This is a genomic window from Devosia sp. (assembly GCF_035944845.1).
Lineage (GTDB): Bacteria > Pseudomonadota > Alphaproteobacteria > Rhizobiales > Devosiaceae > Devosia_A.
Map to the genome: position 1 here is coordinate 11559 of NZ_DASZAW010000129.1, position 21453 is coordinate 33011.

General features: G+C 65.3%; 19 protein-coding genes, 1 tRNA gene and 1 pseudogene. 8 read left to right on the plus strand and 13 right to left on the minus strand.

All coding sequences use genetic code 11. The features are described 5' to 3' along the window. Positions 1-114 precede the first annotated feature (114 nt). Complete coding sequence (locus tag VGV07_RS25210; protein ID WP_326871488.1) at positions 115-2763, minus strand: OmpA family protein; 2649 nt, start codon at positions 2761-2763, stop codon at positions 115-117. Positions 2764-3046: 283 nt separating this feature from the next. Between VGV07_RS25210 and VGV07_RS25215 the strand changes: the two genes are divergently transcribed. Beyond that, positions 3047-3871: a sulfite exporter TauE/SafE family protein gene (locus VGV07_RS25215; protein WP_326871489.1), complete on the plus strand. Its 825-nt coding sequence runs from the start codon at positions 3047-3049 to the stop codon at positions 3869-3871. A 35-nt stretch (positions 3872-3906) separates the two neighbouring features. Here VGV07_RS25215 and VGV07_RS25220 read toward each other — a convergent pair whose 3' ends face one another. Next, on the minus strand, positions 3907-4647 hold the full coding sequence (locus VGV07_RS25220) for an SIMPL domain-containing protein (RefSeq protein WP_326871490.1): 741 nt from the start codon (positions 4645-4647) through the stop codon (positions 3907-3909). 280 nt (positions 4648-4927) lie between these two features. Here VGV07_RS25220 and VGV07_RS25225 point away from each other — a divergent pair, with 280 nt between their 5' ends. Further along, positions 4928-6031, plus strand: a complete 1104-nt coding sequence (locus VGV07_RS25225; protein WP_326871491.1) for a fumarylacetoacetate hydrolase family protein — start codon at positions 4928-4930, stop codon at positions 6029-6031. Between the two features lie 144 nt (positions 6032-6175). Next, complete coding sequence (locus VGV07_RS25230) at positions 6176-7615, plus strand: aldehyde dehydrogenase family protein (protein ID WP_326871492.1); 1440 nt, start codon at positions 6176-6178, stop codon at positions 7613-7615. Between the two features lie 60 nt (positions 7616-7675). On the opposite strand, the gene VGV07_RS25235 is transcribed toward VGV07_RS25230, so the two are convergent. Next, the gene (locus tag VGV07_RS25235; protein ID WP_326871493.1) at positions 7676-8230 is read right to left on the minus strand and encodes a dihydrofolate reductase family protein; all 555 of its coding nucleotides are present in this window, start codon (positions 8228-8230) and stop codon (positions 7676-7678) included. 193 nt (positions 8231-8423) lie between these two features. Between VGV07_RS25235 and VGV07_RS25240 the strand changes: the two genes are divergently transcribed. After that, a tRNA-Ile gene (locus VGV07_RS25240) sits at positions 8424-8499 on the plus strand. 149 nt (positions 8500-8648) lie between these two features. On the opposite strand, the gene VGV07_RS25245 is transcribed toward VGV07_RS25240, so the two are convergent. The 5 genes from VGV07_RS25245 to VGV07_RS25265 form a co-directional block, all read right to left on the minus strand. Further along, complete coding sequence (locus tag VGV07_RS25245; RefSeq protein ID WP_326871494.1) at positions 8649-8990, minus strand: cytochrome c; 342 nt, start codon at positions 8988-8990, stop codon at positions 8649-8651. Positions 8991-9332: 342 nt separating this feature from the next. Continuing rightward, complete coding sequence (locus tag VGV07_RS25250; RefSeq protein ID WP_326871495.1) at positions 9333-10448, minus strand: PQQ-dependent sugar dehydrogenase; 1116 nt, start codon at positions 10446-10448, stop codon at positions 9333-9335. A gap of 97 nt (positions 10449-10545) precedes the next feature. After that, positions 10546-10851, minus strand: coding sequence for a hypothetical protein (locus VGV07_RS25255; protein WP_326871496.1), 306 nt, complete (start codon positions 10849-10851; stop codon positions 10546-10548). Positions 10852-10963: 112 nt separating this feature from the next. After that, on the minus strand, positions 10964-11536 hold the full coding sequence (locus VGV07_RS25260) for a DNA-3-methyladenine glycosylase (protein WP_326871497.1): 573 nt from the start codon (positions 11534-11536) through the stop codon (positions 10964-10966). Between the two features lie 40 nt (positions 11537-11576). Next, positions 11577-11807 (minus strand): hypothetical protein, encoded by a 231-nt coding sequence (locus VGV07_RS25265; protein WP_326871498.1) that lies wholly within the window; start codon positions 11805-11807, stop codon positions 11577-11579. 106 nt (positions 11808-11913) lie between these two features. On the opposite strand from VGV07_RS25265, the gene VGV07_RS25270 reads away from it, so the two are divergent. Both VGV07_RS25270 and VGV07_RS25275 read left to right on the plus strand, forming a co-directional pair. Then, complete coding sequence (locus VGV07_RS25270; RefSeq protein ID WP_326871499.1) at positions 11914-13314, plus strand: phosphomannomutase; 1401 nt, start codon at positions 11914-11916, stop codon at positions 13312-13314. A 100-nt stretch (positions 13315-13414) separates the two neighbouring features. Further along, on the plus strand, positions 13415-14182 hold the full coding sequence (locus tag VGV07_RS25275; protein ID WP_326871500.1) for an NYN domain-containing protein: 768 nt from the start codon (positions 13415-13417) through the stop codon (positions 14180-14182). A gap of 4 nt (positions 14183-14186) precedes the next feature. Here VGV07_RS25275 and VGV07_RS25280 read toward each other — a convergent pair whose 3' ends face one another. The 5 genes and pseudogenes from VGV07_RS25280 to VGV07_RS25300 form a co-directional block, all read right to left on the minus strand. Beyond that, positions 14187-14804, minus strand: a complete 618-nt coding sequence (locus VGV07_RS25280) for a LysE family translocator (RefSeq protein WP_326871501.1) — start codon at positions 14802-14804, stop codon at positions 14187-14189. 244 nt (positions 14805-15048) lie between these two features. Continuing rightward, entirely contained in the window at positions 15049-15366 is a 318-nt protein-coding gene (locus VGV07_RS25285) for a hypothetical protein (RefSeq protein ID WP_326871502.1), read from the minus strand. A 371-nt stretch (positions 15367-15737) separates the two neighbouring features. Then, positions 15738-16259, minus strand: a complete 522-nt coding sequence (locus VGV07_RS25290; protein ID WP_326871563.1) for a fasciclin domain-containing protein — start codon at positions 16257-16259, stop codon at positions 15738-15740. 15 nt (positions 16260-16274) lie between these two features. Then, positions 16275-16799: pseudogene (locus VGV07_RS25295) on the minus strand (fasciclin domain-containing protein); the annotation flags it as partial. A 165-nt stretch (positions 16800-16964) separates the two neighbouring features. Then, positions 16965-17906 carry a nucleoside hydrolase gene (locus VGV07_RS25300; RefSeq protein ID WP_326871503.1) on the minus strand — a complete coding sequence of 314 codons (942 nt, stop codon included), beginning with the start codon at positions 17904-17906 and terminating at the stop codon, positions 16965-16967. A 125-nt stretch (positions 17907-18031) separates the two neighbouring features. Between VGV07_RS25300 and VGV07_RS25305 the strand changes: the two genes are divergently transcribed. Then, positions 18032-19261, plus strand: a complete 1230-nt coding sequence (locus VGV07_RS25305; protein ID WP_326871504.1) for an AI-2E family transporter — start codon at positions 18032-18034, stop codon at positions 19259-19261. A gap of 255 nt (positions 19262-19516) precedes the next feature. Further along, on the plus strand, positions 19517-21367 hold the full coding sequence (locus VGV07_RS25310; protein ID WP_326871505.1) for a monovalent cation:proton antiporter-2 (CPA2) family protein: 1851 nt from the start codon (positions 19517-19519) through the stop codon (positions 21365-21367). The last annotated feature ends 86 nt before the right edge of the window (positions 21368-21453 follow it).

Sequence of the window (21453 nt, forward strand, 5' to 3'; positions counted from 1 at the left end):
CTGCCGACTGCCGACTGCCGACTGCCGACTGCCGAGTGCCGACTGCCGACTGCCCCCCAAACCAAACGGGCCGGGGATCGCTCCCCGGCCCGTCCAGTCAGTTCAGTTGTTCGCTCAGTTGCGATCGGCAACCGTGATCAGCGAGGTGATGCGCTTGATCGAGACGCGGCGGTTGAGCTTTTCGGCCTTTTCCGTCTTCACCTTCAGGTAGCGCTCGCCATAGCCCTGGGTGACCAGGTTCTCGGGCGGCACGTCGTAGAAGTCGGTGAGGATACGGGCGACGGTCGAGGCGCGCTGGTCCGAGAGGATCAGGTTGGGCTGGTCGCCACCCACGGCGTCGGTATGGCCTTCGATCAGGAAGGTCTCGCCCGGGTTGTCCTCGAGGATCGCCAGCATGGCGTTGGCCACCTTGCTGAGTGCGCCGACCTGGCTGCGGGCAATGGTGGCTGCACCGGAGTCGAAGGTCAGCCCGCCGACTTCGACGCGCCGCACCGAGTCACGGATACGGGCCGAACGCTTCACTTCCTCGATGGTGTAGATCTTGCGGACCTGCTCCACCGGCGGTTCGCGGAAGAACAACTCGACCTCTTCCTCGTCGGCGTCGCCGGCGTCGAGGATGTAGTCACGGATCGGGATGGTCAGGCGCAGGGGAGGCAGGTCGTCGCCCGGATCGCGCCAGTTGCCGAAGTAGTCGTCATCCTGTTCGAAATCGTCCTCGTCCTGGTAGGCGAGGATGTACTCGCGGCCATCGGGCATGATGCGCGAACGCTTCAGCACGTTGCCCCATCTGTCGCGGATGGTGACGATCTGCACGCCGTTCGGGCGCTCGATGGTCTCCTTCACGCGGCCGCCGGGCAGGCGCTCGTAATAGACCTCGTCCTCGTCGCTGTCGCGAATGCGGTCGAAATCCTGCGCCGGGTTCGAGATGATCAGGTTGACGCCGATCTGGAAGATGAAGCCCGAGTTGGTGAAGTTGTTGCCGGGCTTGCCGCCACCCTGGCCGCCGCCACCGTTATTGTTGACGGTGTTGTTGTTGTTCGTGACGTTGGTGGTGTTGTTCGTGATGTTGGTCACGTTCGTCACGTTGGTGACATTGTTGATGATGGTGACGTTCTGCGGCACCTCCACCACCGGCAGGGCATCGACGGCGATCTTCTCGCCTTCCATCTTGGCCAGCGACTGCACCTCGACCGGCGCGATGTCGGCCTGAGCGGACTTGTCGTCGGTCGGCGGCGGAGCGGTCGGCTCTTCGGAAACCGCCGGCTGTTCAGCCGGCGCCTGGCCCTCGACCACCTGGGTGGCGAAGTCCTTGGCGCTGTCGAGCACCGGAGCCGCTTCCTCGGGGGCAACGGTTTCCGGCAGCACTTCGACGGCCTGCGGGGTCACTGCTTCCTGGGCACCCGGCAGCTCGGAGATCGGCGGGGTGGTCTCCGCCGCCGGCTGTACCTCGGGAACCGGGGGCAGGGTGATGCCGTACTGGGTGAGGCACTGGGCGACGTCGGCAACGCCCAGCGTGGCGCAGATATCGGCGAACTGCTTGTTGGCAGCGTCGATGGTCGACTGGCCGGAGGCGTCGCCGCCCTCGAGCTGGCCGATACCGACATTGTAGAGCTCGACGGCAACGCCGAGCTGATCCTGCGCCGCCGCGACCGGATCGGGTGCATTGGCGTCGGCCGGCTGGTCGGTCGGGCCGGCTTCGGCCGGCTGCTCGGCAGCAGGCTGTTCGGCAGGCTGCTCAGCCGCCGGCTGTTCTGCCGGCTGCTCTGCGGCGGGCTGTTCCGTGGGTTGCTCGGCCGGCTGTTCGGCCGCGGGCTCTGCCGGCTGTTCAGCAGGCTGCTCAGCCGGGGGTTCGGGCAGCGGCGGCAGGTCCTGGCCAATGCAGGACTTGATGTCCTGGTAGCCGTTGGCAGTGCACAGTTCCTGAATACGCGCAGCGGCTGCATCGGCAATCGGCTTGGCGCCGGCATAGTCGCCGGCAGCGGCCTGGTTGAGCGCTGCCTGATACTGGTCGAGCGCTGCCTGGAGGTCGGCGACGAACTGCGCCTGGGCATCTTCGGCGGCCTTGGCATCGGTTTCGGCCTGGGCTGCAGCAGCAGCGGCGGCTGCGTCCTCGGCCGCCTTGGCGTCCTCGGCAGCCTTGGCATCGGCTTCGGCCTGGGCTGCAGCGGCTGCTGCATCCTCGGCGGTCTTGGCCTCCTCGGCAGCCTTGGCGTCCGTCTCGGCCTGCGCGGCGGCGGCTGCTGCTTCTTCAGCGGCCTTGGCCTCTTCAGCCGCCTTGGCATCAGCCTCGGCTTGAGCTGCGGCTGCGGCGGCTTCCTCAGCGGCCTTGGCTTCCTCAGCCGCTTTCGCGTCGGCCTCGGCCTGCGCCTGTGCCGCGGCTGCCTCTTCGGCGGCCCTTTCATCTTCGGCTGCCTTGGCGTCGGCTTCCGCCTGCGCTGCCGCAGCGGCTGCTTCTTCAGCGGCCTGCGCCTCTTCAGCGGCGCGAGCTTCCTCGGCCGCCTGGGCGTCGGCATCGGCCTGCGGGTCTGCCGCCGGTTGGCCGCCGCCGGTGATGGCAGCGATACAATCCTGCACGCTGGCATAGCCGTTCACGATGCAGGTATCGGTCAGCGCCTGCTGGGCGGCATTGATCGCGTCTGCGTCGCCGGAGGCCTGTGCCTGCTGCAGGGCCTCATATTCGGCCTGCTGAGCAAGAGCGGCGCCCGGCACCAATGCGAGAACGGCGAGACTGGTGCCGGTCAGGAGCCAGTTTCGAAAGCGCATGGGTTTTTTCCTTGTTTTGGAGTCAGTTGTTTGAGGAGTGACGCAGACGGGCTGAACCGAACCTGAACGCCCGGGAAACCTGCTGCGAAAACGAATTTGGCCCATCCGATGCCGAACGCCCCTCCAGCGCGTGCGGTTCCGTAGCGCGACAGGACCGGTCAATCGTGGCGCCAGTTGGGCCGCTCCCGGCCCCCGGCAGCAATGGACGGATTCGGTTGCGGCGGCCTAGGCTTGGCGGCCCAATTCGTGCGATCCGGTTAGCATTCCTGTCGTGGAGTCGATCGTGGGCGAGCTTCTGAGCTATTGGCCGTTTGTTGTTGGCCTGCTGGCCACCGGCGTCATTTCGGGCGTCGCGGCGGGGCTGCTGGGTATCGGCGGCGGCGCCATCATCGTGCCGGCCCTGGCCTCGGCCCTGGCGCTGCTTGGCTATGATAGCGATGTGGTGCAGCACATTGCCGTAGGCACCTCGCTTGCCATCATCATCCCGACCGGTATTGCCAGCGCCCGGGCGCATGACAAACGCGGCGCGGTCGATCACCGCATCCTGAAGCTCTGGGCCCCTGTGGTGGTGGTCGCCACCTTCGTCGGTGGCTTGATGGCCGGGCTCTATACCGGCGACGTGCTGCGCATCGTGTTCGGCGTGGTGGCGCTGTTCATTGCCGCCAATATCGTCCTGCCGTTCCAGGAGCGGCTGATGGGGCATCTCAGGGATTCGACCCTGACGCACCGGATCTCGGCGGCGGTCGTCGGCTATATCTCGGCGCTGATGGGCGTCGGGGGCGGCTCGCTGAGCGTCCCCACCATCCACGCCTTCGGGGCCTCGATGCACAAGGCCGTCGGTACCGGCGCGGCGATCGGGGTGTTCATTGCGCTGTCGGGCACGCTCGGCTTCATCATCTCGGGCTGGAGCGTCGAAGGCCGACCGCCCCTTAGCCTTGGCTACATCAACATCGTGGCGCTGGTGCTGATCGGGCTGACCGCCGCCCTGTGCGCGCCGTGGGGCGCGGCCTTGGCGCACCGGCTGCAGCAACGGACGCTCAAGCTGGCCTTCGCGGTGTTCCTGACACTGGTCGGGCTCAACATGATCTGGAAGGCGATCGCGGGGTAGGAGATGGGCGCCCGGAGGCGCCCATCGAGGCGGCATTACTTGCCGGCAAAGTCCCAGGTGACCTGGACGTTGATCGAGTAGCTGAGCTCACCGCCCTCGATCGGCACGGCGCCGGCGGACGCCATGTCGGCGGAGGCTTTCATCATATAGGGCTGCGGCGAACCCATGCCCTGCACTTCGCTGATGTTGCGGATGCTGCCGAGCTCTTCGCCTGCCACTTCGGCATAGAGACCGGCCTTGGCCTTGGCGTCGGCGAAGGCGACCTTGCGGGCTTCGTCGTAGAGCTTGCTCGGATCGGCCACCGAGAAGCTGACGCCGTTGATGGTGTTGGCGCCGACGGTCACCGCCTTGTCGAGCACCGAGCCGAGCTTGGCCAGCTCGCGTACCCGGACGTTGACGTTGTTATAGACCTGGTAGCCGGTGATCTTGGGCGGCAGTTGGTAGCCATTGGCGTCGCGGGCATCGGAATAGACGTAGTTCGGGTTCACCGAGAAGCCCGAGGTCTGGATGTCGCGTGCCTCGATGCCGGCGGCCTTCAGTGTCTCGATCAGTTCGCCCATCGCCTTGGTGTTGGCGTCGAGCGCCTCGCGGGCGGTGGCGCCCTGGCTGGTGACGCCGGAATTGACGAAGGCCGTGTCGGGCGCCGAGGTGACTTCGCCGATGCCGCTGATCGAAATGGTGCCGTTCACTTGTGTCGTCTCCTGCGCGAATACGGGGGTGGCGGTCAGCGCGGTGGCGAGGAACAGGGGAATGAGGGCGGCAGTAATGGGACGCATGCGTCTCTCCTATGTGGCCTTTGGCGGGGAAATATGTCCCAGCCGACCGGGTTGTTAGTGCGCCGTTCCTGAACAGGATTTGAACGGCGCTTCCTAGAGATAAGACGCCGCACATTGCGCCAACCTTGGGTCGCGGACCGACGAAAGTTTGAGTTACGTGCCTCGCCCGCTGCTGGACAGGCTTTGGAGTGGCGGGTTAGGTAGCCCCTCCGAAAACCGGGGGAGTGCCGTGGCCAACCGACAAGTTCCTAGCGAAGGCGTACTTCTGGGGCGGGCTAGGGTGCCCGGATATGATCACCCGCGGGTGATCACTGTGCGCGGCGAGGATATCGTCGATATCACGTCGAAGACCGCGCCGACGTCGCGCGATATTGCCGAGCAGGACGATCCGGCCGCTTACGTGGCGGCAGCCAAGGGGCCGGTGATCGGCAACCTCAACCAACTCCTCGCCAACTCGTGGTCGGGCAAGACCGACGTCAAAGCGCCGTCGCTGCTGTCGCCGATCGACCTGCAGGCGGTGAAAGCCGCTGGCGTGACGTTCGTCGTCTCGCTGCTCGAGCGCGTCATTGAAGAGCAGGCGCGCGGCGACAAGGCCAAGGCCGACGAACTGCGCAAGGATATCCTGGGGCTGGTCGGCACCGACCTCAGCCAACTCGAGCCGGGCTCGCCCGCCGCGATGGAAGTGAAAAAGACGCTGATCGCGCGCGGCGTGTGGAGCCAGTATCTCGAGGTCGGCATCGGGCCGGACGCCGAGATCTTCACCAAGTGCCAGCCGATGGCGTCGGTCGGGTTTGGCGCCGATGTCGGCATCCTGCCGATCTCGGAGTGGAACAACCCGGAGCCGGAAGTGGCGATGGTGGTGAACTCCAAGGGCACCATCGTCGGCGCAACGCTCGGCAACGATGTGAACCTGCGCGATGTGGAGGGCCGCTCGGCACTGCTGCTCGGCAAGGCCAAGGACAATAACGCATCGGCTTCGCTCGGGCCGTTCATCCGCCTGTTCGACGGCAAGTTCACCATCGAGACGGTGAAAGCCGCCGACATCGCGCTCAACGTCACCGGTGAGGACGGGTTCGAGCTGACCGGTGTCTCCAACATGAGCCAGATCTCACGCTCGCCCGAGGCCATCGTCGCGGCGACCATCGGCCGGCACCATCAGTATCCGGATGGGCTGGTGGTCTATCTCGGCACGATGTTCGCCCCGGTGAAGGATCGCGGCGGCGCCGGCAAGGGCTTTACCCATAAGCTCGGCGACGTGGTGTCGATCTCGACGCCGTCACTCGGCACCCTGTCCAACACGGTGCGCCTCGCCACTGAGGCCGCCCCCTGGACCTATGGCACCAGCCAGTTGCTCAGGGACCTGGCAAAGGCTGGGTTGCTGTAAAGATACTCGATGTCATCCCTCTCGAAAGCAGGGACCCAACGCGCCGCCAGCGCCGGCGGAGAAATGGATCCCGGCCCTCGCGGGGATGACACCGGGGTTGGTTGAAACGAGGTGCTCAACGGCACCTATGAAGAGGAACTCCCGATGACCGAACTGCACAAGAATCTCATCAACGGCGAATGGGTCGGCGGGGACGGGGTGGATAATATCAACCCCTCCAACACCAACGAAGTGGTGGGCGTTTACGCCCGCGCCTCGCAGCAGGATACGCTCGATGCCATCGCGGCGGCCAAGGCGGCATTCCCGGCCTGGTCGCGCTCGGGCATCCTGCAGCGCTGGGAAATCCTCAGCAAAACCGCGCATGAGATTTTCGCACGCAAGGCCGAACTCGGTGAACTGCTGAGCCGCGAGGAGGGCAAGACCCTCGCCGAAGGCATTGGAGAAGTCACCCGCGCCGGGCAGATTTTCGAGTTCTTCGCCGGCGAGGCGCTGCGGCTGTCGGGCGAAAGCGTGCCGTCGGTGCGCCCGGGCGTCGGTGTGGAGATGACGCGCGAGGCGATGGGCGTCGTGGGCATCATCACGCCGTGGAACTTCCCGATTGCCATCCCGGCCTGGAAAATCGCGCCGGCGCTTTGCTACGGCAACACCGTGGTGTTCAAGCCGGCGGACCTGGTGCCGGGCTGCTCGTGGGCGATCGTCGATATTCTCCACCGCAACGGCCTGCCCAAGGGCGTGCTGAACCTCGTCATGGGCAAGGGCTCGGTGGTCGGCCAGGCCATGCTGGATAGCAAGGACATCGTGGCGCAGACCTTCACCGGCTCGGTGAACACCGGCCGGCGCGTGGCCGAAGCCAGCGTCAAGGTGATGCGCAAGTTCCAGCTCGAGATGGGCGGCAAGAACCCGACCATCGTACTCGATGACGCCGACCTGAAGGTGGCGGTCGAAACCACGGCGCAAAGCGCCTTCTACTCGACCGGCCAGCGCTGCACCGCCTCGTCGCGCCTCATCGTCACCGAGGGGATCCATGATCAGTTCGTGGCGGCGCTCACCGAGCGGATCCGTAACCTCAAGGTCGGCGACGCCATCGCCAAGGACACCGATATCGGCCCCGTCGTCGATCCGGGTCAGCTCAAGCAGGACACCGACTATATCGAGATCGGCAAGGGCGAGGGCGCCAAGCTCGTCGTCGGTGGCGACCTGGTGAAGCGCGACAACCCGGGCTATTTCCTGCAGCCGGCTCTGTTCACTGAAGCCAACAACCAGATGCGCATCGCCCGCGAAGAGATCTTCGGGCCGGTAGCGGCGGTGATCCGCGTCAAGGACTATGAGGAAGCGCTGGCCGTTTCCAACGATACCGAGTTCGGTCTTTCGGCCGGTATCGTCACCACCTCGCTGAAGTACGCCACCCACTTCAAGCGCAACGCCGAAGCCGGCATGGTGATGGTGAACGTGCCGACCGCCGGCGTCGATTTCCACGTGCCGTTCGGGGGTCGCAAGGGCTCGAGCTACGGCCCCAAGGAGCAGGGCAAGTATGCGGCGGAGTTCTTCACCCAGGTGAAGACGGCCTACACCGCCGCCGGCTGAGGCCAGCCGCGGCAACGAAGTGTGGCCCGCGCATCGACAGGATGCGCGGGCCTTGTTTTGTCAGTCCGCACGCAGTCCATAGGTGACGACGACGTTGCCCTTGCTGGTGACTGTCGATTTCTTCAGCACCAACTGGGTGATCGGGTCGGTGGCCTCGAAGATGCGCTTGCCCTTGCCGGCAATCACCGGGTGGGTGATCAGCGTCAGCTCCTCGAGCAGGCCGGCGAAGAACAGCTGCCGGGCCACGTCGACGCCGGCCATCACGGCGATATCGCCGCCGTCCTGGTTCTTCAACTCGCGGGCGAAGCTCAACAGGTCACCCTTGATCAGGGTGGTGTTCCTCCAGCTCAGCTGCTCCTGGCTGAGGGTACGCGAGGCCACGTATTTCGGCACCGCGTTGATGTAATCGGCAAAGCCCTGGTCGGCCTCGGCGTTGGGCCAGTAGCCGGCCCAATCCTGGTAGCCGACCCGGCCCATGATGACGGTGTCGGTTTTCCCCATCACCTCGCCGAGCAGCGCGCCCAGTTCGTCGTCGAAGGCGTCGCCCTGCCACAGGTTGGGGGCCTCGATGACGCCATCGACCGAGTGAAAGAAGCCTGCAGTGATCTTGCGCATGTCATTCTCCTGGTTTTGCCGGCCCGCCAATGGGCCGTTCATCAACACGACGAACGGCTTTCGACGCGATCGACACGAGCGTGCAGAAAATCGTGCCGAGAGGGAGAATGGTGGCCGATGCAATGGTTTGCCACCTATAGCTTTGCTTCGCGGCCACGGCTTGCTAAGGAGGCGGCGCTCTGTTTCGGGGCAGGGGCCCATAGCTCAATGGTTAGAGCCGACCGCTCATAACGGTCTGGTTCCAGGTTCGAGTCCTGGTGGGCCCACCAATCTTCTCAATCGGTGTGCCTTACACCAGTTGCGGCAAGGTGCCTCCAGGGCATCTCGGGTCGCTACCGTGAGGTTCCGGAGTGCTCCATCGCCCCAAATCAGCCGCACAATGAGGCAGTTGATGCGGACGGCGCACGGCCCTGATGAACTAACTTCTGGGTTCGAGCGACTTCAGATAGGCAATTATGGCCGCGGCTTGTTCGGGGTCGAACTCGAACTGCGGCATTTCCGGGTGCGCGGTCACGATACCTTCCACCAATGCCTCGCTGAGCAGCTCGACGTCATAGCGCAGGTAGAGCTGGCGAAGTGGCGGCGCAATTGCAAGCGGGCTGGCGCCGGTCGCTTCTGTTGCATGGCAATCGCTGCAGTACATCGTTACCAAGGCATGCCCGTCCTGGACCGGATCCTGTTCCTGAGCACCGATATGCGTGACAAAGCCCCCCAGGCCGAACAGCCCGGCTGCGCTTAGCAAAGCGAGTGCCGCCCTCATGCTGCCCGTATTGCGGTCTCGACATCCGCGACTGGGTGACCGGTAATCGTCGTGCCCTTAGGTAGCATCATCGGCAATTTCCGAATGGTGAGTTGGGATGAAGGAAGCTTAGGTCGGCCCGTTCATCCAACATTTGATCTGCATCAATGGACATAGCTCTGTCGCGCGACGAGATGGCGGGCACGATGCGATGCCCGAAATGCAGAAATCCAGCTCGAAAGCTGCATCGAGAACTGCGCACGGAAGGCGCGGTTGTCCTGGGGCGGTACCGGACCGTCGCACAACTAAAGACGCGACCGGGCGATCTGATGTTTCTGGTGCGTCGCCAGACGGCAGCCCCTCCTATTCGGCCCGCACCACCTCGACCAACTTGCCTTCGATCGTGGTGATGTAGAGCTCGCCGGCACTGTCGACGCCGAACGAGGTGATGCCGCCGATGCCGCCCAGTTGCTCGGTCCAGTCGAACAGGTCGCCGGCTTCGCCGTCGGCATAGGCGAAGGAGTTGACGCGGCTGTCGCAGAAATCGGCGAAGAAATACTGGCCGGTGAGTTCGGGGATGGCCTTGCCGCGATAGACGTAGCCGCCGGTGATCGAGCAGCCGCCGGAGTCGTGCGAATAGCTGTAGCTTGGCGGCACGAGGCCGGTCTGCTCGCAGCTCTGGGCTCCGAAACATACGGGGCCCTCCATGATCTTCCAGCCGAGATTGGCGCCGGCGGATTCGGCCGTGATGACGGTGATCTCCTCGTGGGCGTTCTGGCCGACATCGGCGATGTAGAAATCGTCGCTGTCGAAGGACGGGCGCCAGGGGTTGCGGACGCCGAGCGCGAAGATCTCCGGCCGGCCGCCGCCTTCGGCGAAGGGGTTGTTGGCGGGAATGGCGTAGGGCGTGGCGCCGTCGACATCGAGGCGCAGAATCTTGCCGAGCAGTTCGTCGGGATTCTGCGCCCGGTTCTCGGGGTCGCCTCCCGCGCCGCCATCGCCCATGCCGATATAGAGCAAGCCATCGGGGCCGAAGCCGAGCCAGCCGCCATTATGGTTGGCATAGGGCTGATCGACCTTCAGCAGTTCGGTGGCCGATGCGGGGTCGGCAACGGCGGGATCGGCCGAGACCTTGTAGCCGACGATATGGGTGTCGCCTTCCTGGTCGGTGTAGTTGACGAAGAAGCGACCGTTCGCGGCATAATCGGGGTGGAAGGCGAGGCCGAGCAGCCCCTGTTCCCCACCAGTGCTGATCGAGGCGCTGAGATCGAGGAACGGCGTCTCGGCCAGCTTGCCGTCCACGAGGATGCGGATGCGTCCGGTCTGCTCGACCACGAACAGCCGCGGATCGGCCGGTGGTGCGATGGCGAAGATCGGCTGGTCCAGTGCGTCGGTGATCAGCCGGGTGGTCAGCGCCACCGGCTGGGCGAGGGCCGGGGCTGCAGTGAGCGCGATGACGGCAGCAAGCAACAAGCGCATGTGATTCCTCCGCAATGACAGGCGCCTATCACCCACGCGCTGTGGGTGATGTCCAGTCATCGAAGGTCAAAAGGGCGCGAGTGGGAGCCCGGCGCGGTCAAGCGCTGGTGGTGCTGACGCTGTCCTTGAGGGCGGCGAGTTCGCTCTCGGCGCGGAGCGCCCGGTCGCGCCAATCCTCGAGCGTGAGGCCGTCGATACGGGCTGGCTCGGTTGGAGCAGCAGGTTCGCTCTCGGGGAGCGGGGCACCGGTCAGCTTGGCGTGCAGGGCCTCGATATAGGCGGCATCGTCGGCGTGCAGCGTTCCCGCGGCGAACTCGGCCTGCCAGCGGTTGAGGTCAGCGGTGGTTTCCTCGTTCATGCTGCCGGTTGCCAGCAATTCCTTGATCAGCGCATCGACCGCCACGGGCATCTCCTGTTGAGTTCGGCCGCAACCTACCCAAAGGCGCCACAAAGGGGAACCCGGTCCCGGTGCGACAACCCCGCGCAAAGCATCGCTTCGCGCCGTGAGGCGGCCGTCACGTCGAGGGCGAGCGGAACGCCTTGCTGAGAAAGGCGGAACCGGCGACGCCGAAGCGCCAGGGCAGGTCGGCGGCCTTGGTGATGCCGATGCGTGGGCCGATGACGACGGGAGGCGGCGTGTCGGCGGGGTGAAAGCTGAAGGGCGGGGCGTCGACCATCAGGCCGTCATGGGCTGCTCGGGTGACGCCCAGCGCCTGGCCGAGCTTGCCGGGGCCGGAGCAGAGATTGCGCAGATTCGCGAGGCCGCGCCGCTCGATCATCGTTCCGATACCGTCCGTCGGTTCGATGGCGCGGATGAGAATAGCCGAGGCGTCGGCGCAGACGAAGTTGAAGCACCAGTGGATGCCATACGAGCGGTAGACATAGATTCGGCCGGGACCGAGGAACATCGACGCGTTCCGTTCGGTCTTGCCGCGGTGCGAGTGCGAAGCGGGCTCGGTCGGGTGATAGGCCTCGGTCTCCGCGATGAGACCGCCGACCCCATCGACGAGGAACTTCGCGCCCAGCAGCTCGCGGGCAACAAGGGTGACTTCGCGGTTGAAGAAGGCGATGGGATCGAAGGAGGTCATGCGCGGGAAACTGGAGAGTTACCCCAGCCGATGCAACTCTTCAGACCTTCTTGGTGGTGCCGTTCTGCAGACGCGACGCGGCGATCCGCAGAGTAAGGTTGATCGATTCGCCGACATTCGAGGTTCCGCTGGCGATCAAGGCAGCGTTATTGTTGGAGGAAGTGGCGAGAGCAGACTGCGCGTTCGCCTTGCGTTTGAGGCGTGCCGATTCCGCCTCGGAGTAGAGCGAGGGGCGCGGCAGCCAGTTCATGGAACGCTTCTGAATCTGCATGGCCGTCAGACTGCGGGCGCGCGATGAACGAAACGTTAACGGGTGGTTGGGCGCTTGCCGAAGCCGGCGGGCCCATGACATTCCTCGCGGGAATGAGGAGTGCGGCATGGATTCCCTGAAGTTTGGCACCAGCGGTCTGCGCGGCCTCGCGGTCGATCTCACCGGCGGGGCGGCGCGGCGCTACACTGCGGCGTTCCTCAGGCACGTCGGCACGGTGGCGGGCGGCCGGGTCTATCTCGGCCGGGACCTGCGGGCATCGAGCCAGGCGATCGTCGCCGATTGCGCGGGGGCGATCCGCGCCGCCGGGCTGGTGCCGGTCGATTGCGGCGTGCTGCCGACCCCGGCGCTGGCGCTCCACGCGATGGCGCTGGGCGGGCCGGCGATCATGGTGACCGGCAGCCATATCCCGGCCGATCGCAACGGGCTGAAATTCTATGTTGCGACCGGTGAGATCACCAAGGCGGATGAGTCTGGTATCGCCGCGGCGCTGAGCAACACGGTGCCGGCGGGTGACGGGGCGGCAGAGGATGGCAGCATCGCCGCCGGCGACCGCTACCGGCAGCGCTATCGCGGCCTGCTCGATCCGGCGGCGCTGAAGGGCTGGCGCATCGGGGTGTTCGAGCATTCCTCGGTGGCGCGTGACCTCCTGGTGTCGTTTCTCACCCGGGCTGGCGCCGACGTGGTGCGGCTCGGCCGCTCCGACAGCTTTGTTGCCGTCGACACCGAAGCGTTCTCGGATCCGCTGTTCGAGCCACGCCTGAGTTGGCTCCGCCAGCACCGGCTCGACGCGATCGTTTCGACCGATGGCGACGGCGACCGGCCGCTGCTGATCGACGGAGAGGGTAAGTTCGTGCGTGGCGATGTGCTGGGCATGCTGGCGGCACGCTTCCTCGGCGCCGACCGGGTGGTGACCCCGGTCACCTCCAACTCGGCGATCGAAGGGGTCGGTTGGTTCGGCCGGGTCGATCGCACCAGGGTGGGCTCGCCCTATGTGATCTCCGGCATGGAGGATGCAGCGGCAGGCTCGCCCGGCGCGGTGGTCGGGTTCGAGGCCAATGGCGGCCTGCTGCTGGGCAGCGAAGTGACGATCAACGGCCGGGTGCTGAGCCCGCTGCCGACGCGCGACGCGGTGCTCCCACTGCTGGCGGTGCTGGGCACGGCGGCTAAGCTTGGCGAGAGCGTCGCGGGGCTGGTGCGAACCCTGCCGGTGCGCGCTGCGCTCAGCGACCGGCTGGCGCATGTGGCGAGCGAGCGCAGCGCGGCGCTGCTGACCGGGCTGGTCGAACAGCCGGGCTATGCCGAAGCGTTCTTCGCGCCGGTCGGCGAGGTGCAATCGGTTTCGACCATCGATGGGCCGCGTTTCTCGCTGGTTTCGGGGGACACGGTGCATTATCGGGCCTCTGGCAATGCGCCGGAGCTGCGCTGCTATGTCGAGGGCGTGACGCCCGAGCGGGCGAAGGAGTTGCTGGAGTGGGGGCTGGCCGCCGCGAGCGCGGTGGTGCGGTAGTATTCGATTGATTAAGTAATTTCGCACGTTAAGCAGCCGAAATACTACCCCAGCGTCAACCGGTCGCCATATTGGTTCCATTGGCTACCAGGGGGATACAATGGCGAATGGCAAGCAGGCGCGACTTGCGGTGCTGATCGATGCTGACAACGCGTCAGCAAAGACAGTCGACGGACTGTTCGAGGAGATTGCCAAGTTCGGATCGGCAACCGTGCGGAGAGTCTACGGCGACTTCTCCAGCCCTAACCTTGGCAGCTGGGTCAATGTGCTCGCCAAGCATGCGATCGCGCCGCAGCAACAGTTTGCCAACACCAAGGGCAAGAATGCGTCCGATATCGCCCTGGTGATTGACGCGATGGATCTTCTGCATTCAGCTAGACTCGATGGGTTCTGCATTGTGTCATCCGACAGCGATTTCACGCGTCTTGCCGGGCGGTTGCGCGAGGAAGGAGTTGAGGTCTACGGGTTCGGTGAGCAGAAGACGCCGCCCGGCTTCCGACAGGCATGCACACGGTTTATCTACACAGAGAACTTGGGCCTCGCGGAGCCCGAGGCAGTGCAAGCTCCCCCGAAACGTGCCGATCTAGGCGAAGCCAGGACACTTGTCGTTAGAGCCATTGGCGAGGTGGAAGGTGAAGGTGGGTGGGTCAACCTCAGCACTCTAGGTAGCCACCTGACCAAACTTGAAAGCGACTTCGATCCCCGCAGCTACGGAGAGAAGAAGCTCAGTGACATGGTACGGAAGTTCTTTGGCTTCGAGGTTCGAGATCGAGACGGACAACTTGCCGTCCGGCTTACAACGCCTTCGGCACTTACAAAGTCCAGTCAAGCAAAGAAGGCGCCGGAACCGCCAAAGGCCAAGGGCTGAAGCGCTACTCCCGCACCACCACGAACGCTGCAGCGCTCGCCATGATCACGCCGGCCGTGCGGTTGAGGATACGCAGCGCCTTGCTCGAGCGGAAGAAGTCGCGCGCTGCTGCGGCGAGGCCGGCATAGGCGCAGCCGATGGCGAGGAGGACGACCACCACTATGCCGGTCAATTCGGCGAAGCCGAGCGCGGTGATAGGTCTGTCGAGCGGGATCACGGTGGGGAGCAGGGCAAGGTAGAAGACGATGGTCTTGGGGTTGCCCATGGTGAGGGCAAAACCCGACAGGAAGGTCTTCCAGGCGCTGGCATCCTTCTTGGCACCAACCTGCTCGGAGCCGGGCTTGGCGCTCCAGAACTGCCAGGCGACATAGAGCAGGTAGAGGGCGCCGGCCCATTTCACCACAAAGAAGACCGGGCCGAACCAGGTGGCGATGGCGGCAAGGCCGAACAGCGCGAAGACCAGGTAAACGAGGTCGCCGGCGAGGATGCCCAATACCATGGGGAAGGCGGAGCGGAAGCCGCCGCCAAGCGCTCGCGCCACTACCGCTGCTACGCCAGGTCCCGGCACGATCACCGCGATGGCGTAGGCGATGGTGAAGGCGACGAGAGTAACGATGTCCATGGCGGGCTCCTGGTACCAGCGGAAGCCTTCTAGCGCCGGCTGTGGCGCGTCGGCAAGGGCAGGGCGGGCGCGTCATGTGAAGAGCCGATGCCCATCCGCTGTCATGTCGTTTCAGTTTCCGACGGCTTCGAGGGCGCAGCTCGTCAGCTGACGCCCGGTCGATATCTCCTCACCCTCGCACACGCACGACCTGGCAAGGAACTTGCCCCGGGCCTGAGCAGAGAGCCCTGGGATTTTCCTCGGTTCAGTGGCGGCGCGGCCAGTGGCACCAGGCCCAGAGCAGGATGAGCGTCGCCAGCGGTGCAGCGGCGGCGACCAGGGGCTGCCATGTATCCGGAAACCAGGCGGCGGCCAGTGTCCAGGGTAGCCCGAGGACGACGAGGAAGACACCGGCCAGCGGCGCGGGAGCGAAATCAAACCAGCCGGTGGTGCTGATACCGGTATAGGTGAGTACTGCGAGGTAGAGCAGGGCGAAGCCGCGGACCAGCATGCGGCAGAGCCAGCGGGCGGCGCTCTGGCGATAGAGACGACCGGTCTGGGCGAAGGAGCCGCCGACGGCCACGATTTCAGGAGCCGCGGGCGGTTTGCGCCGGTTGCGGCGGAGGGGCGGAGTGGTGGCTGGTGCTTGGCTGTCCCTCATCACGGCGAGGAGGGTAAGCTCCGAGGTTATGGATTCGTTTAGCGGCGGCCGCATCAACCCCGGCTGATCCGCGATATGGTTTCGCAGCTCCAAACGGGCCGGCCTCGGCACGAGCATGCTGGATAGCCGGCGGCGCGGTCTATGCCGTGCAGGGCCAGCATGGCGTGGTTGAACTTGGATGGTCGCCGAGAAACTTGCGCCAGTGCCGGCTGCTTCGCCGGCGCGCCGTCAAGGCGCCTGCCACAACGAAAAGGCCCCGCCGGAGCGGGGCCTTGACGCGACCGAAGGGCGGACTACTTCGGCAGCAGGACGTCGTCCACGACGTGGATGACGCCATTAGACTGATTGACGTCGGCGATGGTGACGAGCGCGGCACCGCCGGCCTCGTCAAAGATGTAGAGATGCTTGCCCCGGATGACCGCCGTCAGGCTGTCGCCGCTGAGCGTCTGGAGGTTGTAGCGGCCGCCATAGGCTTTGGCCTTCTGCATCAGGTCAGCGCCGGAATACGTGCCCGACACCACGTGCGCAGTCAGGATCTTCACCAACTGGTCCTTGTTCTCGGGCTTCAGCAGGGTGTCCACCGTACCGGCCGGCAGCTTGGCGAAGGCGTCGTTGGTCGGGGCGAAGACCGTGAACGGGCCAGGACCGGAGAGCGCGTCGACCAGGCCAGCTGCCTTCACCGCCGCGACCAGCGTGGTGTGATCGGCCGAATTGACGGCGTTCTCGATGATGTTCTTGGTCGGGTACATGGCGGCACCGCCGACCATCGGGAAGTCGCCTTCCATGGCATCGTCGGAAGCCATCGGGGCGGCCATCGCGGTATCGTCGGCCTTGGGCAGCAGTACCTTATCGATGACGTGGATCACGCCATTGGACTGGATCACGTCGGCGATGGTGACATTGGCGACACCGCCGGTTTCGTCGGTGATGGTGACCTTGCCGCCCTCGGACTTCAGCGCCAGCTTGCAGCCGCCGACTGTGTCGACGATGTGCGTGCCACCATCGGCCATCGCCATCGAGGCGATATCGGTGGAGAGCGCCTTGGCGGCGATGACGTGACAGGTGAGGATGTTCACCAGCATCGCCTTGTTCTCAGGCTTGAGCAGGTTCTCGACGGTGCCCGCCGGGAGCGCCGCGAACGCGTCGTTGGTCGGCGCCAGCACGGTGAATGGGCCTGGACCCTTGAGGGTGTCGACAAGTCCGGCGGCTTTCACCGCGGCGACGAGCGTGGTGTGGTCCGCCGAGTTCACGGCGTTGTCGATGATATCCTTGGTCTCGAGCATCGGCGCGCCGCCGACCATCGGATTTTCTGCGAACGCAACTGTAGTGCCAAGCAGAACCATGGCGCCTGACATCAGCAGGCCCCGAATAGATCTCACGTGCATTATTTCGCTCCCTGTGACGGGAACAGCATTTCGCTTTCCCTGCCAGAATTACGGGAGCGCCAAGCCGGCGGTTTCACTTGCCGGATCACAACGATGTGATTGGTGGGCGGACGAGTTGCAGGCCCCGCGTGCCGATCAGGGCAGCCGGCTGAGCCGTTCGGTCAGCAGATCGTAGAACCCAGCCGCGTTCCCCGAGCGCAGGTAGGTCACGTTCCTGGCGCGGCCGGTGACGCCCCAGTAGTCGGCGATGGTCATGCCGATGGTCAATTCGCTCGAGGTTTCGATCACCACGTTGATATGGCGCCCCTCGAACAGCTCCGGCTTCAGCATGTAGGCGATGACGCAGGGATCGTGCAGCGGTGCGCCGTTGGAGCCGTATTTGTTGAGGTCGAAGCGCTCGGAGAAGCTCAGCATCTGGTAGACGGCTTCACCGGCCCTGTTGCCGAGGGCGCGGATCTTTGCCAACCGCTCGGGGGTCGAGAGGATCATGTGGGTGACGTCGAGCGGCAGCATGGCGATCGGCACGCCAGCGCGCAGCACGACGTCGGCGGCATCGGGATCGACATAGATGTTGAACTCGGCGGCCGGGGTGATGTTGCCGCCCTCGAAATAGCCGCCGCCCATCATGACGATTTCCTGGATGCGCCCGATGATGCGCGGTTCCTTGACCATGGCCATGGCGACGTTGGTCAGCGGCCCGAGGGTCGCAAGCGTCACCGTGCCCGCCTCATGCGCCATCAGCGTATCGATGATGAAGTCGACGCCGTGCTGATCCTCGATCTGCAGCTTGGGCAGCGGCAGATCGGGGCCATCGAGGCCAGTTTCGCCGTGCACGTGCTCAGCGGTAACGAGGGTGCGGCGCATCGGCCGTTCGCAGCCGGCATAGACGGCGATGTCCTTGCGGCCGGCGAGCTCCACCACCTTCAGCGCGTTGCGGGCGTTCTGCGCGAGGCTGACGTTGCCGGCCACGGCGACGATGCCCAGGATGTCGAAATCGGCCGGGGAGGCGAGTGCCATGAGGATGGCGACGGCGTCGTCCTGGCCCGGGTCGGTGTCGATAATGATCTTGCGTGCCATGGGTTTAGCGCGAGCCCCTGAGAAACTGATTCCGGCGGCATGTTAGTTGGCCGAAGGACGCCCGTCGACGGGCGGAACGTCCCGGTTGCCGGTGCGTTTAGGCTGCTCGACAGAGGGACACATCTTTGCGCAAACCAGCAGCGTCACGGCCCCGCCAGGGGCTGATCAAGGACATCCAGCGGACCAATTTCGAGCGGGTGCTCGGTAATGCCGCGCAGTTCGCCATCGTCACCATGGGGGTGATCATCGCGTTCGTTGCGGTGCGCGAGGCGCAGGTGGTGCTGGCGCCGCTCTTTCTCGCCATCACGGTGGGGCTGATGTTCGGGCCGGTGGCCGACATGCTGGAGCAGCGCGGCGTGCCCGAGGCCCTGTCGGCCGGCGTGGTGGTGCTGCTGTTCCTCGTCATCATCATCGTTGGGGGCTCGCTGTTCTACGGGCCATTGAGCGAGTGGGCCGAGCGCATCCCGGTGGTGTGGGATCGCATCCAGTCCGAACTCGCCAACTGGCAGGAACCGATCGCCGCGATCGGGGCGCTGCAGGAGCAGGTCAAGGGCGTGCTCGGCGGCGGGGCGACCATGGAGGTGCGGGTCGAGGATGGCAGCACCGTCACCGGCATCGCCATGCTGGCGCCGGCGATCCTGGCGCAGATCGGCGTGTTCCTCGTGTCGCTCTACTTCTTCCTCGCCACCCGCGACAGCATCCGCATCGCCACGCTGTCGCTGTGCGTCAGCCGGCGGATGCGCTGGCGCACCGCGCACGTGTTCCGCGACGTGGAGCAGAAAGTGTCGAGATACCTGCTCACCATTTCCACGGTGAATCTCGGGGTCGGGGCCGTGGTGACGTTGATGACCTGGGCGGTGGGCCTGCCGTCGCCGCTGTTGTGGGGCGCCATGGCGGCAGTCCTCAACTATATCCCGTTCATCGGGCAGGCATTCATGGCGCTGGTGCTGTTCCTCGTCGGGCTCGGCACCACCGGCGAGCTGGTCGGCGGGCTCTTGCCGATGGCCCTCTATTTCGGCATCAACTTCATCGAGGGCAATTTCGTCACCCCGAACCTCTTGGGCCGGACGATGACCATCAACCCGTTCATGATCTTTCTGTCGCTGACCTTCTGGATCTGGGCCTGGGGTCCGGTCGGCGGCCTGATCGCGGTGCCATCGCTGCTGGTGCTCTATTCGATCGTTACCCACATCTTGCCCACCCGCACGGTCGCGCCGCGGAAGCTGCGGCGGCTGGTGGCGCAGCAGGCGATGCGCGACACGGAGGAGGCCGAGCCCAAGGTGGCGCCACCCGAGCCGGCGCCGGAGCCGAAAGCCAAGCGGCCGCGCGTGGCCAAGCCGGTGTCGGCGGCATAGGTTGAGCGCTTTGCCACCCCCACCCAGCTTCGCTAAGGCTTCGCCTAGCTGCGCTACCCTCCCCACAAGGGGGAGGCAGACGATAGAGCCGAAGCCTGCAGTCAGGTCTCCCTCCCCACTGTGGGGAGGGATCAAGGTGGGGTGCCCCGTGCGCTGAACTCCCGCCTCGCGCATCCTACTCCCCATAAAGCCAGCCTTGACGCTCCCTGGCTGAGGCCTCACGCTTGAGGCTTCCCGATTTGCAAGAGGTGAGCGATGGCCGGCGAAGTGGTGGCGCATGCGGCAGAGGTGGCTTCGCATGGCGGGGTCGACCTGATGCAGGTGGTGGCGCTGCTCGGAGCCGGGGTCATTGCGGTGCCGCTGTTCCGGCGCCTGGGGCTGGGCTCGGTGCTCGGCTATCTCGCCGCCGGGCTGGTGATCGGGCCATTCGGTTTCGGGCTGGTCGGCGATCCGCAGGCGGTGCTGCATGCGGCGGAACTTGGCGTGGTGCTGTTCCTGTTCATCGTCGGGCTCGAAATGGAGCCGGCCAAGCTCTGGGGGCTTCGCAAGGAGATTTTCGGGCTCGGCATCCTGCAGGTCGGCCTCTGTGGTGTGCTGCTGACGGTGGCGGGGATTTTCGTCCTCGGCTTGACGCCGCAGGTGGCGTTCGTCGCCGGCCTCGGATTCGTGCTGACCTCGACGGCAATCGTAATGCAGATCCTTTCCGAGCGCGGCGAACTGCAGACGCCGGCCGGACAGAAGATCGTCTCGGTGCTGCTGCTCGAAGATCTCGCCATCGTCCCCTTGCTGGCGGTGGTGGCGTTCCTGTCGCCGGGCGTCGATACCGACGTGAGCATGACACAGCGCTGGATCAGCGTGGGTGTCGCCGCGGCTTCGATCGTGGCGGTGATCTTCGCCGGCCGCTGGGTGCTGAACCCGGTGTTCAAGATCCTCGCCGAATCCAAGGCGCGCGAGGTGATGACGGCGGCAGCGCTGCTGGTGGTGCTGGGCGCGGCGCTGATCATGGAAGCGGGCGGGCTGTCGATGGCGATGGGAGCTTTCCTCGCCGGGGTGCTGCTGTCGACCTCGACCTTCCGGCATCAACTCGAAGCCGATGTGGAGCCGTTCCGCGGGCTGTTGCTGGGGCTGTTCTTCCTTGCGGTCGGCATGTCGCTCGATCTCGCGGTGGTGGCGGCCAACTGGCAGTTCATCGCGCTGGCGGTGGTGATCTACATGGTGCTGAAGGGCGGCGCCATCTATGGCCTCGCCCGGGCGCTGGGCACTGGCAACGCGCTGGCGCTGGAGCGCGCCGTGCTGATGGCGCAGGGCGGCGAATTCGCCTTCGTGCTGTTCACCACCGCGACGGCCGGTGGGCTCTTGAGCGGGGAGCTCAACGCCATGTTCACCGCCACGGTGATCATCTCGATGGTGCTGACACCGTTCTCGACCATGCTGCTGAAGCTGGTGCCCAAGCCCGTGCAATCGCTCGAGGGTGTCGAAAAACCCGACGGGCTGACCGGCAATGTGCTGCTGATCGGCTTCGGCCGCTTCGGGCAGATCGCCAGCCAGCCGCTGATCGCCAAGGGCCAGCATTCGATCTCGATCATCGACAACGATGTCGAAATGATCGAGGTCGCGCAGACCTTCGGCTTCAAGATCTATTATGGCGACGGCACGCGGCTCGACATCCTCCATGCCGCCGGGGCAGGGACGGCGGACCTGATCCTCATCTGCGTCGACAAGAAGGATTCGGCGGTCCGCATCACCGAGCTGGTGAAATCGGAATTCCCGCTCGCCAAGGTGATGGCGCGGGCCTTCGACCGCGGCCATGCGCTGGAACTGGTCAAGGCCGGAGCGGATTACCAGTTGCGCGAAGTGTTCGAGAGCGCGCTGGAGTTCGGCGCCGAAACGCTGCGCCAACTCGATGTCGACATGGTCGAGGTGGGAGAAATCATCGAAGGGGTGAGAGAACGCGACCGCCAGCGCTTCGCCGCCCAGATGGTTGGCGGCCTGATGGCGGGCCGGGACCTGCTGCGCTCGAATGCCGAAGACCAGGCCCGCGAAAGCGGCACCGTGGCCGGCCCATCGACCCCGATCATCGCGCCCGAGGAAGAGGCGAAGGCTTAGGCGTTCGTCACACTCGGAGATCTGGCGCACCCGCCAGCCCTGCGATTGCCCTCCGACCACGCAATAATCGTCTACGCTTTAGGCAT

Excerpts from the sequence above, each read along its gene's own strand:
- VGV07_RS25210 (WP_326871488.1), bottom strand. The coding sequence starts at position 2,763 with ATGCGCTTTCGAAACTGGCTCCTGACCGGCACCAGTCTCGCCGTTCTC.
- VGV07_RS25220 (WP_326871490.1), bottom strand. The coding sequence starts at position 4,647 with ATGCGTCCCATTACTGCCGCCCTCATTCCCCTGTTCCTCGCCACCGCG.
- VGV07_RS25230 (WP_326871492.1), top strand. The coding sequence starts at position 6,176 with ATGACCGAACTGCACAAGAATCTCATCAACGGCGAATGGGTCGGCGGG.
- VGV07_RS25235 (WP_326871493.1), bottom strand. The coding sequence starts at position 8,230 with ATGCGCAAGATCACTGCAGGCTTCTTTCACTCGGTCGATGGCGTCATC.
- VGV07_RS25245 (WP_326871494.1), bottom strand. The coding sequence starts at position 8,990 with ATGAGGGCGGCACTCGCTTTGCTAAGCGCAGCCGGGCTGTTCGGCCTG.
- VGV07_RS25250 (WP_326871495.1), bottom strand. The coding sequence starts at position 10,448 with ATGCGCTTGTTGCTTGCTGCCGTCATCGCGCTCACTGCAGCCCCGGCC.
- VGV07_RS25260 (WP_326871497.1), bottom strand. The coding sequence starts at position 11,536 with ATGACCTCCTTCGATCCCATCGCCTTCTTCAACCGCGAAGTCACCCTT.
- VGV07_RS25265 (WP_326871498.1), bottom strand. The coding sequence starts at position 11,807 with ATGCAGATTCAGAAGCGTTCCATGAACTGGCTGCCGCGCCCCTCGCTC.
- VGV07_RS25270 (WP_326871499.1), top strand. The coding sequence starts at position 11,914 with ATGGATTCCCTGAAGTTTGGCACCAGCGGTCTGCGCGGCCTCGCGGTC.
- VGV07_RS25275 (WP_326871500.1), top strand. The coding sequence starts at position 13,415 with ATGGCGAATGGCAAGCAGGCGCGACTTGCGGTGCTGATCGATGCTGAC.
- VGV07_RS25280 (WP_326871501.1), bottom strand. The coding sequence starts at position 14,804 with ATGGACATCGTTACTCTCGTCGCCTTCACCATCGCCTACGCCATCGCG.
- VGV07_RS25290 (WP_326871563.1), bottom strand. The coding sequence starts at position 16,259 with ATGGCCGCCCCGATGGCTTCCGACGATGCCATGGAAGGCGACTTCCCG.
- VGV07_RS25300 (WP_326871503.1), bottom strand. The coding sequence starts at position 17,906 with ATGGCACGCAAGATCATTATCGACACCGACCCGGGCCAGGACGACGCC.
- VGV07_RS25310 (WP_326871505.1), top strand. The coding sequence starts at position 19,517 with ATGGCCGGCGAAGTGGTGGCGCATGCGGCAGAGGTGGCTTCGCATGGC.